General features: G+C 64.6%; 12 protein-coding genes. All 12 read left to right on the top strand.

The annotated features are described in order from the left end of the window. Positions 1–150: 150 nt before the first annotated feature. Complete coding sequence (gene hutU, locus GDH07_RS23255) at positions 151–1,833, top strand: urocanate hydratase (protein WP_343038319.1); 1,683 nt, start codon at positions 151–153, stop codon at positions 1,831–1,833. A 117-nt stretch (positions 1,834–1,950) separates the two neighbouring features. Continuing rightward, positions 1,951–3,414 (top strand): purine-cytosine permease family protein, encoded by a 1,464-nt coding sequence (locus GDH07_RS23260; protein ID WP_053132520.1) that lies wholly within the window; start codon positions 1,951–1,953, stop codon positions 3,412–3,414. Between the two features lie 74 nt (positions 3,415–3,488). Next, positions 3,489–4,454: an ABC transporter substrate-binding protein gene (locus tag GDH07_RS23265; RefSeq protein ID WP_022639531.1), complete on the top strand. Its 966-nt coding sequence runs from the start codon at positions 3,489–3,491 to the stop codon at positions 4,452–4,454. A gap of 71 nt (positions 4,455–4,525) precedes the next feature. Next, on the top strand, positions 4,526–5,377 hold the full coding sequence (locus GDH07_RS23270; protein ID WP_022639532.1) for an ABC transporter permease: 852 nt from the start codon (positions 4,526–4,528) through the stop codon (positions 5,375–5,377). Further along, positions 5,374–6,201 carry a quaternary amine ABC transporter ATP-binding protein gene (locus GDH07_RS23275; RefSeq protein WP_053132517.1) on the top strand — a complete coding sequence of 276 codons (828 nt, stop codon included), beginning with the start codon at positions 5,374–5,376 and terminating at the stop codon, positions 6,199–6,201. The genes GDH07_RS23270 and GDH07_RS23275 overlap by 4 nt, the downstream gene beginning before the upstream one ends. Positions 6,202–6,249: 48 nt before the next feature. After that, entirely contained in the window at positions 6,250–7,773 is a 1,524-nt protein-coding gene (locus tag GDH07_RS23280) for an HAL/PAL/TAL family ammonia-lyase (protein ID WP_053132514.1), read from the top strand. Positions 7,774–7,889: 116 nt separating this feature from the next. Then, positions 7,890–9,428 (top strand): histidine ammonia-lyase, encoded by a 1,539-nt coding sequence (gene hutH, locus GDH07_RS23285; RefSeq protein ID WP_152899042.1) that lies wholly within the window; start codon positions 7,890–7,892, stop codon positions 9,426–9,428. Between the two features lie 111 nt (positions 9,429–9,539). Then, positions 9,540–10,952: an amino acid permease gene (locus GDH07_RS23290; protein WP_152899043.1), complete on the top strand. Its 1,413-nt coding sequence runs from the start codon at positions 9,540–9,542 to the stop codon at positions 10,950–10,952. Positions 10,953–10,964: 12 nt separating this feature from the next. Beyond that, positions 10,965–12,170, top strand: a complete 1,206-nt coding sequence (gene hutI, locus GDH07_RS23295) for an imidazolonepropionase (protein WP_053132508.1) — start codon at positions 10,965–10,967, stop codon at positions 12,168–12,170. A 10-nt stretch (positions 12,171–12,180) separates the two neighbouring features. After that, positions 12,181–12,984 carry an N-formylglutamate deformylase gene (gene hutG, locus GDH07_RS23300; RefSeq protein WP_022639537.1) on the top strand — a complete coding sequence of 268 codons (804 nt, stop codon included), beginning with the start codon at positions 12,181–12,183 and terminating at the stop codon, positions 12,982–12,984. 171 nt (positions 12,985–13,155) lie between these two features. After that, positions 13,156–14,127, top strand: a complete 972-nt coding sequence (gene pip / locus GDH07_RS23305; RefSeq protein ID WP_022639538.1) for a prolyl aminopeptidase — start codon at positions 13,156–13,158, stop codon at positions 14,125–14,127. Continuing rightward, on the top strand, positions 14,124–14,561 hold the full coding sequence (gene dtd / locus GDH07_RS23310) for a D-aminoacyl-tRNA deacylase (RefSeq protein WP_022639539.1): 438 nt from the start codon (positions 14,124–14,126) through the stop codon (positions 14,559–14,561). The genes pip and dtd overlap by 4 nt, the downstream gene beginning before the upstream one ends. Positions 14,562–14,649 lie beyond the last annotated feature (88 nt).

The raw sequence follows: 14,649 nt of genomic DNA on the forward strand, positions 1-14,649 counted from the left end.
GTTTCCAGGCTTTTTTCGGTGATTGTTCCAGGTGGCTTGGACAGAGTTGGCCGCTTGATTGCATATGCTTGTATGTACAAGTAAATATGTGTGCGTAAGAGTCGATGCCATCCTCTTCGCACCTTGGGCTCATCGTCGAGGAGGTTTTCCGTGGCTGACAACAAATTCACCAAATACCGGAACGTAGAAATCCGTGCCCCGCGTGGCAACAAGCTGACCGCCAAGAGCTGGCTGACCGAAGCGCCGCTGCGCATGCTGATGAACAACCTCGATCCGGAAGTCGCCGAGAACCCCAAGGAGCTGGTGGTCTACGGCGGCATTGGGCGCGCGGCGCGCAACTGGGAGTGCTACGACAGGATCGTCGAGAGCCTCACCCACCTGAATGACGACGAGACCCTGCTGGTGCAGTCCGGCAAGCCGGTCGGCGTGTTCAAGACCCACGCCAACGCCCCACGCGTGCTGATCGCCAACTCCAACCTGGTGCCGCATTGGGCCAACTGGGAACACTTCAACGAACTGGATGCCAAGGGCCTGGCCATGTACGGCCAGATGACCGCCGGCAGCTGGATCTACATCGGCAGCCAGGGCATCGTCCAGGGCACCTACGAAACCTTCGTCGAAGCCGGTCGCCAGCACTACGGCGGCAGCCTCAAGGGGCGCTGGGTACTGACTGCGGGCCTGGGCGGCATGGGTGGCGCCCAGCCACTGGCCGCGACCCTGGCCGGCGCCTGCTCGTTGAACATCGAATGCCAGCAGAGCCGCATCGACTTCCGCCTGAGCAGCCGTTATGTCGACGAGCAAGCCAAGGACCTGGACGACGCCCTGGCGCGTATCGCCAAGTACACCGCCGAAGGCAAGGCGATCTCCATCGCCCTGCTGGGCAACGCCGCCGAAATCCTGCCTGAACTGGTCAAGCGGGGCGTGCGCCCGGACATGGTCACCGACCAGACCAGCGCCCACGACCCGCTCAACGGTTACCTGCCGGCTGGCTGGAGCTGGGAGCAGTACCGCGATCGCGCACAGACCGAACCGGCTGCCGTGGTGAAAGCCGCCAAGCAATCGATGGCCGTGCACGTGCAAGCCATGCTCGACTTCCAGAAGCAGGGCATCCCGACCTTCGACTATGGCAACAACATCCGCCAGATGGCCAAGGAAGAGGGCGTGGCCAACGCCTTCGACTTCCCGGGCTTCGTCCCGGCCTACATCCGCCCGCTGTTCTGCCGTGGCATCGGCCCGTTCCGCTGGGCGGCGCTGTCCGGCGATCCGCAGGACATCTACAAGACCGACGCCAAGGTCAAGGAACTGATCCCGGACGACGCCCACCTGCACAACTGGCTGGACATGGCTCGCGAGCGCATCAGCTTCCAGGGCCTGCCGGCGCGTATCTGCTGGGTCGGCCTGGGCCAGCGCGCCAAGCTGGGCCTGGCATTCAACGAAATGGTCCGGCGCGGTGAGCTGTCGGCACCGATCGTCATCGGCCGCGACCACCTGGACTCCGGTTCGGTGTCCAGCCCGAACCGTGAAACCGAATCGATGCAGGACGGTTCCGATGCCGTGTCCGACTGGCCGCTGCTCAACGCCCTGCTCAATACCGCCAGTGGCGCGACCTGGGTTTCCCTGCATCACGGCGGCGGCGTCGGCATGGGCTTCTCCCAGCACTCGGGCATGGTCATCGTCTGCGACGGCAGCGATGAAGCCGCCGAGCGTATCGCTCGCGTCCTGACCAACGATCCGGGCACCGGCGTGATGCGCCATGCCGATGCCGGTTACCAGATCGCCATCGACTGCGCCAGGGAGCAGGGCCTGAACCTGCCGATGATCACCGGCAAGTGACACTCCGGCGGTTCGCCGCCAGGACCAGGGAAGGAGCCGCCGCACCTCGCAGTGCGGCGGTTCGGTCCATGTAGCAGAGCTTTGACATGACAAGAATCCCCCGGGAGAACAATAACGATGTCCACGGCCAGTGATAGCTCCAAACCCCTGATCGAGCGGCGGTCGATCAACTACATTCCCGAAGCCGAACGCCACGGCAAGCTCTACAGCCAGTTCACCCTGTGGCTGGGCGCCAACCTGCAGATCACCGCCATCGTCACCGGCGCCCTGGCCGTGGTGCTGGGCGGCGACGTGTTCTGGTCGTTGATCGGCCTGTTCGTCGGCCAGTTGCTGGGCGGCGGCGTCATGGCCCTGCATGCCGCGCAAGGACCCAAGCTCGGCCTGCCGCAGATGATCTCCAGCCGGGTGCAGTTCGGCGTCTACGGCGCGGCGATCCCGATCGTGCTGGTATGCCTGATGTACCTGGGCTTCACCGCCACCGGCACGGTGCTGTCCGGCCAGGCCCTGGGCCAGCTGTTCGGCGTCAGCGACAGCCTCGGCATCCTGATCTTCGCCAGCGTCATCGTCCTGGTCACCGTGCTCGGCTACCGGGTCATCCATTTCATCGGCCGGGTCGCCAGCGTCATCGGCGTCATTGCCTTCGTCTACCTGTTCAGCCGCCTCATGGGCCAGACCGATGTCGGCGCGCTCCTGGAGATCCGTCACTTCAGCTGGGCAAGCTTCCTGCTGGCGGTATCCCTCGCCGCTTCCTGGCAGATCGCCTTCGGCCCCTACGTGGCCGACTATTCGCGCTACCTGCCGAGCAAGACGTCCTCGGTGAAGACCTTCCTCGCCGTGGGCGCCGGCTCGGTGATCGGCGCCCAGGTAGCGATGATCCTCGGTGTGTTCGCCGCGGCCATGGCCAACGGGCAGTTCGCCGGGCGTGAAGTGGCCTACATCGTCGGCCTCAGTGGCAGTGGCGCCACCGCAGCGCTGCTGTACTTCAGCATCGCCTTCGGCAAGATCACCATCTCGACGCTGAACTCCTACGGCAGCTTCATGTGCATCGCCACCATCATCAGCGGTTTCCGTGGCCACCTGGAGGTGACGCGCCTGCAGCGCCTGGTGTTCGTGCTGGTCATCGTCGGCGCCGCGACCCTGATCGCCTTGCTCGGCCAGCATTCGTTCCTGGGAGCATTCAAGTCCTTCATCCTGTTCCTGCTGGCTTTCTTCACCCCCTGGAGCGCGGTGAACCTGGTGGACTACTACTGCATCACCCGCGAGAACTACGACGTGCCGGCGCTGGCCGATCCCAATGGCCGCTATGGCCGGTGGAACATGCTGGGCATCAGCGTCTATGTGATCGGCGTGCTGGTACAGCTGCCGTTCATCAGCACCAAGTTCTATACCGGGCCGCTGGTGGAGGTACTGGGTGGCGTGGATATCTCCTGGATCATCGGCCTGGTGGTGCCGGCGGCGCTGTACTACGTCTGTGCCAGGAAATGGCATGGTGCGGTGCCCGAAAAACTGATCCTGCCGCCCGAGCAGGACGCCGCCAATGAACAAGAAGTCGCTGGGACCCGCCGCGCCGCTGCGGTGTGAGTCCGATTGGACGTGGACAGGGCTGGATGCCTCTTGACTGCCGTAAGCCAACCCATGTTTAGGAGCGCCACATAATGAAAAAACACAAGACCCTGCTGACCACGTTGTTGTCCATGGGCCTTCTGGCTGCGTCCGGCGCCCAGGCGGCTGGCTGGTGCGAGTCGGGCAAGCCGGTGAAGTTCGCTGGCTTGAACTGGGAAAGCGGCATGCTGCTCACCGATGTCCTGCAGTTCGTCCTGGAGAAGGGCTACGGCTGCAAGACCGATAGCCTGCCGGGCAACTCCATCACCATGGAGAACGCCCTGGGCAGCAACGACATCCAGGTCTTCGCCGAAGAATGGGTAGGGCGCAGCGAGGTTTGGAACAAGGCCGAGAAGGCCGGCAAGGTGGTCGGCGTCGGCGCGCCGGTGGTGGGCGCCGTCGAAGGTTGGTACGTGCCGCGCTATGTGATCGAGGGCGATGCCAAGCGCAAGCTCGAGGCCAAGGCCCCGGACCTGAAGAACGTCGCCGACCTGGCCAAGTACGCCAGTGTCTTCAAGGACCCGGAAGAGCCGGCCAAGGGCCGCTTCTACAACTGCCCGGCCGGCTGGACCTGCGAGCTGGACAACAGCGAGATGCTCAAGGGCTACGGCCTGGAAAACAGCTACACCAACTTCCGCCCCGGCACCGGCCCGGCCCTGGATGCCGCAGTGCTGTCGAGCTACAAGCGCGGCGAGCCGATCCTGTTCTACTACTGGACGCCAACCCCGCTCATGGGCCAGGTGGACGTGGTCAAGCTGGAGGAGAAACCCGGCGTCGACAAGAGCGTGAGCATCAAGGTCGGCCTGTCCAGGACCTTTCACGACGAAGCCCCGGAGCTGGTGGAGGTACTGGCCAAGGTCAACCTGCCGATCGACCTGCTCAACCAGAACCTGGCGCGCATGACCAAGGAGCGCATCGAGTCGCCGAAACTGGCGAAAACCTTTCTCAAGGAACATCCTGAGGTCTGGCACGCCTGGGTGAGCGAAGAGGCCGCCAGGAAGGTCGACGCGGCCCTGTAGGTCGGGCCTCTGCGGCGGCCCTGGAGGTCGCCGGAAGCTGGACTACAACCTCCTTTGATCGAGAGTTTCCTATGTTTCCAGAAAGCTTCACGTTTTCCATCGCCGACTGGGTCAACGGCTGGGTCGATTCGCTGGTGACCAACTATGGCGACGTGTTCCGGCACATCTCCGATACCCTGCTATGGGCCATCGTCAACCTCGAAGGCCTGCTGCGCATGGCGCCCTGGTGGCTGATGCTGGGCATCGTCGGCGTCGTGGCCTGGCATTCGACCCGCAAGTGGCTGACCACCCTGGTGATCGTCGGCCTGCTGTTCCTGGTGGGGGCCGTCGGCCTGTGGGACAAGCTGATGCAGACCCTGGCCCTGATGCTGGTGGCCACGCTGATCTCGGTGCTGATCGGCATTCCCCTGGGGATCCTCTCGGCTCGCAGCGACCGCCTGCGCTCGGTGCTGATGCCGTTGCTGGACATCATGCAGACCATGCCCAGCTTCGTGTACCTGATCCCGGTGCTGATGCTGTTCGGCCTGGGCAAGGTGCCGGCGATCTTCGCCACGGTGATCTACGCCGCGCCGCCGCTGATCCGTCTCACCGACTTGGGGATCCGCCAGGTCGACGGCGAGGTGATGGAGGCGATCAACGCCTTTGGCGCCAACCGCTGGCAGCAACTGTTCGGCGTGCAGCTGCCGCTGGCCCTGCCGAGCATCATGGCCGGGATCAACCAGACCACCATGATGGCCCTGTCGATGGTGGTGATCGCCTCGATGATCGGCGCCCGTGGCCTGGGCGAGGACGTGCTGGTGGGGATCCAGACCCTCAACGTCGGCCGTGGCCTGGAAGCGGGTCTGGCGATCGTGATTCTCGCGGTGGTGATCGACCGCATTACCCAGGCCTACGGCCGGCCACGGCATGAGGTGAGCAAATGAGCGCGCAGGTCAGCAAGATCGAGGTGAAGAATGTCTTCAAGATCTTCGGCAACCGCGCCGAGGACGCCCTGCGGTTGATCCAGCAGCAACGCAGCAAGGAGCAGGTGCTGGCCGAGACCGGCTGCGTGGTGGGGGTCAACGACCTGTCGCTGTCCATCGGCAGCGGCGAGATCTTCGTCATCATGGGTTTGTCCGGCTCTGGCAAGTCGACCCTGGTGCGCCATTTCAACCGCCTGATCGACCCGACCAGCGGGCAGATCCTGGTGGACGGCGAAGACATCCTGCAGTACGACATGGATGCCCTGCGCGACTTCCGCCGGCGCAAGATCAGCATGGTGTTCCAGAGCTTCGGCCTGTTGCCCCATCGCAATGTGCTGGACAACGTCGCCTATGGCCTGAAGGTTCGTGGTGAGGGCAAGCAGCTGTGCGTCGAACGGGCCCAGCACTGGATCAACACCGTGGGCCTCAAGGGCTACGAGAAGAAATACCCGCACCAGCTGTCCGGCGGCATGCGCCAGCGGGTCGGCCTGGCCCGGGCGCTGGCCGCGGACACCGACATCATCCTCATGGACGAGGCCTTCAGCGCCCTCGACCCGTTGATCCGCGCCGAAATGCAGGACCAGTTGCTGGAGCTGCAAAAGACCCTGCACAAGACCATCGTCTTCATCACCCATGACCTGGACGAGGCGGTACGCATCGGCAATCGCATCGCCATTCTCAAGGATGGCCGGCTGATCCAGGTGGGAACGCCGAAGGAGATCCTGCATGCGCCGGCCGACGACTACGTCGACCGCTTCGTCCAGCGCCGGGCGGCGACCGCATGACGGGCCGCCTCGCAATACACCACGGGATCACCCAGTACGAGGTTGGACATGTCCCAGGCTGAAACTATCGTTGTCGCCGACGCCCCGGTGGGTTGGCAGGATGTGGTGGCTGTCGCCCGCCACGGGGCGCGGCTGGAGCTATCGCCCCAGGCCTGGGCGCGAATCGACAACGCCCAGGCCATCGTTCGCCAGGTGGTGGAGAACGGTGAGCGGGCCTATGGCATCAGTACCGGCCTGGGGGCGCTGTGCAACGTACTGCTGGCCGGCGAACAGCTCAGCCAGTTGTCGCGCAATACCCTGCTCAGCCACGCCTGTGGCGTGGGGCCGGCGCTGCCAGACGAGCAGGCCCGGGCCATCCTCTGCGCGGCGGTGATCAACTACAGCCATGGCAAGTCCGGCATCCACCGGCAGGTGGTCGAGGCCCTGCTGGCGCTGCTCAACCGCGGCATCACCCCGCAGGTGCCGTCCCAGGGCTCGGTGGGTTACCTGACGCACATGGCTCATATCGGCATCGCCCTGCTCGGGGTCGGCCTGGTCAGCTATCGCGGGCGCATCATGGCCGCGGCGCAGGCCCTGGCCGAAGAGGGGCTGCAGCCGGTGCAACTGGGCGCCAAGGACGGGCTGTGCCTGGTCAATGGCACGCCCTGCATGACCGGCCTTGCCTGCCTGGCCCTGGCCGATGCCGAGCGCTTGCTGCAATGGGCCGACGTGATCGGCGCCATGAGCTTCGAGGCCCAGCGTGGCCAGATCGCCGCTTTCGACCCGGAAATCATCGCCCTCAAGGCCCATCCCGGCATGCAGCGGGTGGGTGGCAACCTGCTGGCCTTGCTCGAGCGCAGCGAGGTGATCGCCGCCAGCAAGGGCCTGCGCACCCAGGATGCCCTGAGCATCCGCTCCATTCCCCAGGTCCATGGCGCTGCCCGGGACCAGTGGGCCCATGCCGCGAAGCAGGTGCAGACCGAACTCGAATCGGCCACCGACAACCCGCTGCTGCTGGGGACTCCCGAACACTATCGGGTGGTCTCCCAGGCCAATCCCCATGGCCAGTCGGTGGCCATGGCGGCCGACGTGCTGGCCATCGCCATGGCCGAGATCGGCTCCATCGCCGAACGGCGCCTGGACCGCTTGATCAATCCCCATGTCAGCGGCCTGCCGGCGTTCCTGGTGAGCGAGCCCGGGGTCAATTCCGGAATGATGATCGTGCAGTACGTCGCCGCTTCGCTGTGCGCGCAGAACCGCCAGTTGGCCCAGCCGGCGGTGCTCGACAACTACGTGACTTCAGGCCTGCAGGAAGACCACCTGAGCCTGGGCACCAATGCCGCGCTGAAGCTGCACCAGGTACTGGAGAACTGCACTCGGATCCTCGCCATCGAGTACCTGCTGGCGGCCCAGGCTTTCGAATTTCTCAAGGAACAGCGTTTCGGCGCCGGCACCGGGCTTGCCTGGAGCCTGCTGCGCGAACGGATCCCGGCCTATCACCAGGACCGCTGGCTGGCCCCCGACATCGCCAGTGCGGCGGCGCTGCTCAAGGAGCCGGCGCTGCTGGGCAGGCATTTTCCGAAGTTGCAATAAAAGGTTCTTCCCATAGCCAGCGTGCCAAGGCGCCACCTGCCCGACTTGGTGGGTGACGACGGATAACGGATGTTTCCGGAGCGACTGGTAGTTATTACAAAACTCTCAAAAGGAGCATGAATGTGACTGCGCTAAACCTGATTCCCGGTCAACTGAGCCTGGCCCAACTGCGGGCTGTCTACCAGCAGCCGCTGAGCCTGACCCTGGACGACAGCGCCTCGGCGCAGATCGACGCCAGCGTGGCTTGTGTCGAGCAGATACTCGCCGAGAAACGCACCGCCTATGGGATCAACACCGGTTTTGGCCTCTTGGCGTCGACCCGTATCGCCAGCGCCGACCTGGAGAACCTCCAGCGTTCCCTGGTGCTGTCCCATGCCGCGGGTGTCGGCGGGCCCATCAGCGACGATCTGGTGCGCCTGATCATGGTGCTCAAGGTCAACAGCCTGAGCCGTGGTTTTTCCGGCATCCGCCGCCAGGTGATCGATGCCCTGATCGCGCTGATCAATGCCGAGGTCTACCCGCATATCCCGCTCAAGGGTTCGGTGGGCGCATCCGGCGACCTGGCGCCGTTGGCGCACATGTCCCTGGTGCTGCTGGGCGAAGGCAAGGCCCGCTACAAGGGTGAGTGGCTGGACGCCCCGGCGGCCTTGAAAGTCGCCGGCCTGGCACCGTTGACCCTGGCGGCCAAGGAGGGCCTGGCGTTGCTCAACGGCACCCAGGTATCCACCGCCTTCGCCCTGCGTGGCCTGTTCGAAGCCGAGGACCTGTTTGCCGGGGCCCTGGTTTGCGGTGGCCTGACCGTGGAAGCGGTGCTGGGTTCGCGTTCGCCGTTCGATGCACGGATCCATGCCGCCCGGGGCCAGCGTGGGCAGATCGATAGCGCTGCGGCCTATCGCGCGTTGCTGGGCGAGCGCAGCGAGGTATCCGCTTCGCACCAGAACTGCGACAAGGTCCAGGATCCTTATTCCCTGCGCTGCCAGCCCCAGGTGATGGGCGCCTGCCTGACCCAGTTGCGCCAGGCCGCCGAGGTGCTGGTGGTGGAAGCCAACGCCGTATCCGACAACCCGTTGGTGTTCGCTGCCGAAGGCGACGTGATCTCCGGTGGCAACTTCCACGCCGAGCCGGTGGCGATGGCTGCCGACAACATGGCCCTGGCCATCAGCGAGATCGGGTCCCTGAGCGAGCGTCGCATCTCGCTGATGATGGACAAGCACATGTCGCAGTTGCCGCCGTTCCTGGTGGCCAATGGCGGGGTCAACTCCGGCTTCATGATCGCCCAGGTCACCGCCGCGGCCCTGGCCAGCGAGAACAAGGCCCTGGCCCACCCGCATTCGGTGGACAGCCTGCCGACCTCGGCGAACCAGGAAGACCACGTGTCCATGGCTCCGGCTGCGGGCAAGCGCCTGTGGGAAATGGCCGAGAACACCCGCGGCATCCTCGCCGTGGAATGGCTGGCGGCCTGCCAGGGCCTGGACCTGCGCGAAGGCCTGAAGTCCTCACCGGCCCTGGAGCAGGCCCGCGCCACCCTGCGCGAGCAGGTGGCCTACTACGAGAAGGACCGCTTCTTCGCGCCGGATATCAATGCCGCCAGTGACTTGCTGGCCTCACGCTGCCTGACCGGCTTGCTGCCGGCCGGCCTGCTGCCGAGCCTGTAACCTCGGCCAGCGGCCCTGGGCCGCTGTCCAGCCAGACGCGGAACGTCTGCTTCAGCCACCGTGCACCGGCGTGCGCGGTGGTTGTCCAATAACAATAAAAGGGACGAAGACATGCAATCGCAAGAAACAGGATTACGGCGCGGTCTGACGGCGCGCCACATACGTTTCATGGCCTTGGGGTCGGCCATCGGCACCGGGTTGTTCTACGGTTCCGCCTCGGCCATCCAGATGGCCGGGCCGGCTGTGTTGCTCGCCTACCTGATCGGTGGCGCGGCGGTATTCATGGTGATGCGCGCCCTGGGAGAGATGGCGGTGCACAACCCGGTGTCCGGCTCGTTCGGCCACTACGCCAGCCAGTACCTGGGGCCATTGCCGGGGTTCATCCTGGGCTGGACCTATGCCTTCGAGATGCTGATCGTCTGCCTGGCGGACGTGACTGCCTTCGGCATCTACATGGGCTTCTGGTTTCCCGAGGTGGAGCGCTGGATCTGGGTGCTGTCCATCGTGCTGTTCATCGGCGCGCTGAACCTGTGCAACGTCAAGGTCTTCGGTGAGATGGAGTTCTGGCTGTCGTTGCTCAAGGTCGGGGCCATCGTGGCGATGATCCTCGGCGGCGTCGGCATCATGCTGTTCGGGATCGACAGCGCGAGCCAGGAGCAGGCCACAGGGCTCAGCAACCTCTGGAGCCATGGCGGGTTCATGCCCAATGGCATCAGCGGGGTGATTGCCTCCTTCGCGGTGGTGATGTTCGCCTTCGGCGGCATCGAGATCATCGGGGTCACCGCTGGCGAGGCCAAGGACCCGCAGCGCGTCATTCCCAAGGCCATCAATGCCGTGCCCATACGCATCCTGCTGTTTTACGTGCTGACGCTGCTGGTGCTGATGGCGATCTTCCCCTGGCCGCAGATCGGTACCCAGGGCAGCCCTTTCGTGCAGATCTTCGATAGCCTGGGGATCAGCTCGGCGGCGACCATTCTCAATATCGTGGTGATCTCCGCGGCGGTGTCGGCCATCAACAGCGATATCTTCGGTGCCGGCCGCATGATGTATGGCCTGGCCCAGCAGGGGCAGGCGCCCAAGGGTTTTGCCCGGGTCTCCAGGCACGGGGTGCCGTGGATGACCGTGGTGGTGATGGCGGCGACCCTGCTGATCGGCGTGGTGCTCAACTACCTGATTCCGGAGAACATCTTCCTCTTGATCGCTTCCCTGGCCACTTTCGCCACGGTCTGGGTATGGCTGATGATCCTGCTGACCCATGTGGCCATGCGCCGCTCCATGACCGCCGAGCAGGTGGCGGGGCTGCAATTCAAGGTACCGTTCTGGCCCTGGGCGCCGGCGGCGGCCATTGCCTTCATGCTGTTCATCTTCGCTGTCCTGGGCTACTTCCCCAAGACCCAGGCGGCGCTGCTGGTGGGCGTGGTGTGGATCGTGCTGCTGGTGCTGGCCTACAAGCTCTGGGTCAAGCCGGTAGCTGGCCAGGCGCGTTCCAGCGACGGCCACTCTTCTTTAACTATTGATCATTGACGGAGGCCTTGGATGAAGACTCTTTGGCAACACTGCAACGTCGCCAGCATGGCCCTGGGTAGCTACTCGATCATCGAGGATGCGGCCATCGTGACGTCAGGGGCGCACATCGAGTGGATCGGCCGGCGCGAACAGCTGCCGGCCAGCGATTACCAGCAGGTCCACGACCTGGCGGGCGCCTGGGTGACCCCGGGCTTGATCGATTGCCACACCCATACGGTGTTCGGTGGCAATCGCAGCGGCGAGTTCGAGCAGCGCCTGCAAGGGGTGAGCTATGCCGAGATCGCCGCCGCCGGTGGCGGGATCGCCAGCACCGTGCGCGCGACCCGGGCGGCCAGCGAGGACGAATTGTTCGCCAGTGCCCGCAAGCGCTTGCTGAGCCTGATGCGCGATGGCGTCACCAGCATCGAGATCAAGTCCGGTTATGGCCTGGACCTTTCCAGCGAACGCAAGATCCTGCGGGTGATCCGCCGGCTCGGCGAGGAACTGCCGGTCAGCGTGCGCAGCACCTGCCTGGCGGCCCATGCCCTGCCGCCGGAATACGCCGAGCGTGCCGACGACTATATCGAGCACATCTGCAGCGAGATGCTTCCGGCCCTGGCAGCCGAGGGGCTGGTGGACGCCGTGGATGCCTTCTGCGAATACCTGGCGTTCTCCCCGGCCCAGGTGGAGCGGGTGTTCATCGCCGCGCAAAAACTCGGCCTGCCGGTCAAGCTGCATGCCGAGCAATTGTCCTCGCTGCATGGTTCGAGCCTGGCGGCGCGCTACCAGGCCCTGTCCGCCGATCACCTGGAGTTCATGACCGAGGACGATGCCATCGCCATGGCCGCCTCGGGCACCGTGGCGGTGTTGTTGCCGGGGGCGTTCTACTTCCTGCGCGAGACCCAGTTGCCACCGATGGAAGCACTGCGCAAGCACGGGGTGAAGATCGCCCTGGCTAGCGACCTCAACCCAGGGACCTCGCCGGCGCTGTCGGTACGCCTGATGCTGAACATGGCCTGCACCTGTTTTCGCATGACGCCCGAGGAAGCCCTGGCCGGAGTCACCCTGCACGCGGCCAAGGCCCTGGGAATGGACAAGACCCACGGTTCGCTGGAGGTGGGCAAGGTGGCGGATTTCGTCGCCTGGCAAATAGATCGTCCCGCCGACCTGGCCTACTGGCTGGGCGGCGACCTGGAAAAGCGCGTGGTGCGCCACGGCGTCGAAGTGACTGTGTAGGAGAAGGCTTGTGGAAAAGGTTCTGAGCTTCAAACAAGGTCGGGTGCCACTGTTGATCAGCATGCCCCATGCCGGTACGCGCCTGACCCCGGCGGTGGCCGCCGGGCTGGTACCCCAGGCGCAGAGCCTGCCGGACACCGACTGGCATATTCCGCGGTTGTACGAGTTCGCCCAGGAGTTGGGGGCCAGCGTCCTGGCGGCCGAGTACTCGCGTTTTGTCATCGACCTGAACCGGCCGTCCGACGACAAGCCGCTGTATGTCGGCGCCACCACGGGCCTGTACCCGGCGACCCTGTTCGACGGCGAGCCGCTGTTCGTCGAAGGCCAGGCTCCATCGAAGGCGGAGCGCGATGAGTACCTGGAGCAGATCTGGGGGCCATACCATCGGACCCTGCAAGACGAGCTGGCGCGGCTCAAGGCCGAATTCGGCTATGCCATGCTGTTCGATGCCCACTCGATCCGTTCGCTGATCCCGCACCTGTTCGAGGGCAAGCTGCCGGACTTCAACCTCGGTACCTTCAACGGCGCCAGCTGCGATCCGCAACTGGCCGGGCGCCTGGAGGGCATCTGCGCTGGCCATGGCGACTACACCCATGTGCTCAACGGGCGCTTCAAGGGCGGGCACATCACCCGTCACTACGGCGATCCGGCGGAGCATGTGCATGCGGTACAGCTGGAGCTGGCGCAAAGCACCTATATGGAAGAGTTCGAACCCTTCCGTTACCGCGAGGACCTGGCGGCGCCGACCCAGGTGGTGCTCAAGGAACTGCTGCAAGGCCTGCTGGCCTGGGGCCGCGAGCGCTACGGTCGCTGAGCTGCCAGGGCAGAAGCGAGCCCGGCCAAGCGCCGGGCTCGAGCTGTGGATGAGGCCAACAACCCCATTTTTCTCAAGGACATGCTCATTGCGTAATTCGGGTTTATGATGCCGGACGGCAGCATGAATGAAGTCCCTTCAGGGATGACCCCGACCTCCACGGAGCGCGTAATGAAGACTTTGTACCCACAGATCAAACCCTATGCCCGGCACGATCTGGCCGTCGACGAACCCCATGTGCTGTATGTCGACGAAAGCGGTTCGCCGGAAGGCTTACCGGTGGTGTTCCTTCATGGTGGCCCGGGGGCCGGCTGCGACGGCGCGAGCCGCTGCTACTTCGATCCGACCCTGTATCGCATCGTCACCTTCGACCAGCGCGGCTGCGGACGCTCCAGTCCCCATGCCAGCCTGGAGAACAACACCACCTGGGACCTGGTGGCCGACCTGGAGCGCATCCGCGAGCACCTGGGCATCGACAAGTGGGTACTGTTCGGTGGCTCATGGGGCTCGACCCTGGCCCTGGCCTATGCCCAGACCCATCCCGATCGGGTGCTTGGCCTGGTCGTGCGGGGGATCTTCCTGGCCCGTCCCCAGGAGATCCAGTGGTACTACCAGTGCGGTGCCAGCCGCCTGTTCCCCGACTACTGGCAAGACTACGTGGCGCCAATTCCCCTGGAGGAGCGGCACGACCTGGTCAGCGCCTTCCACAAGCGCCTGACCGGCAACGACCAGATCGCCCAGATGCACGCGGCCAAGGCCTGGTCCGGCTGGGAAGGGCGCACCGCGACCCTGCGTCCCAACCCGCTGGTGGTGGATCGCTTCTCCGAACCGCAGCGCGCCTTGTCGATTGCCCGGATCGAGTGCCACTACTTCATCAACAACGCCTTCCTCGAACCTGACCAGCTGATTCGCGACATGGGCAAGATCGCCCATCTGCCGGGGATCATCATCCATGGGCGCTACGATGTGATCTGCCCGCTGGACAACGCCTGGGAACTGCACCAGGCCTGGCCCAACAGCGAGCTGCAGGTGATTCGCGATGCCGGCCATGCCGCTTCCGAGCCGGGTATCACCGACGCCCTGGTGCGGGCCACCGACCAGCTGGCCCGGCGCTTGCTCGACCTGCCGCCCGAAGAAGCATGAAGGGGCTGTTGCAGCGCGTGGCCGGCGCGCGCGTGGAAGTGGCCGGTGAAATCGTCGGTGCGGTAGACCAGGGCCTGCTGGTGCTGGTGGCGGTAGAGCCTGGGGATACCCGGGCCAACGCCGACAAACTCCTGCATAAGCTGCTTAACTATCGGGTGTTCAGTGATGCCGAGGGCAAGATGAACCTGTCCCTGGCCGATGTGCAGGGCGGCCTGCTGCTAGTCTCGCAGTTCACCCTGGCGGCGGACACCAAGAGTGGGTTGCGCCCGAGCTTTTCCACGGCGGCGCCTCCGGCCCTTGGCGAGGAGCTTTTCGACTACTTGTTAGTGAAGGCGCAACAGTTGCATGGCAAAGTGGCATCAGGACGCTTTGGTGCGGATATGCAGGTACATCTGGTCAACGATGGGCCAGTGACCTTCCTGTTACACACCTGAAGGTGTCCGAAACATCTTTTTCTACCGTTTTCGGCCGGAAACTGCTGTTTTTCACGATAAATACTTTGTTACCCCTGATGCGTTGTAA

The organism is Pseudomonas piscis, assembly GCF_009380155.1.
Lineage (GTDB): Bacteria > Pseudomonadota > Gammaproteobacteria > Pseudomonadales > Pseudomonadaceae > Aquipseudomonas > Aquipseudomonas piscis.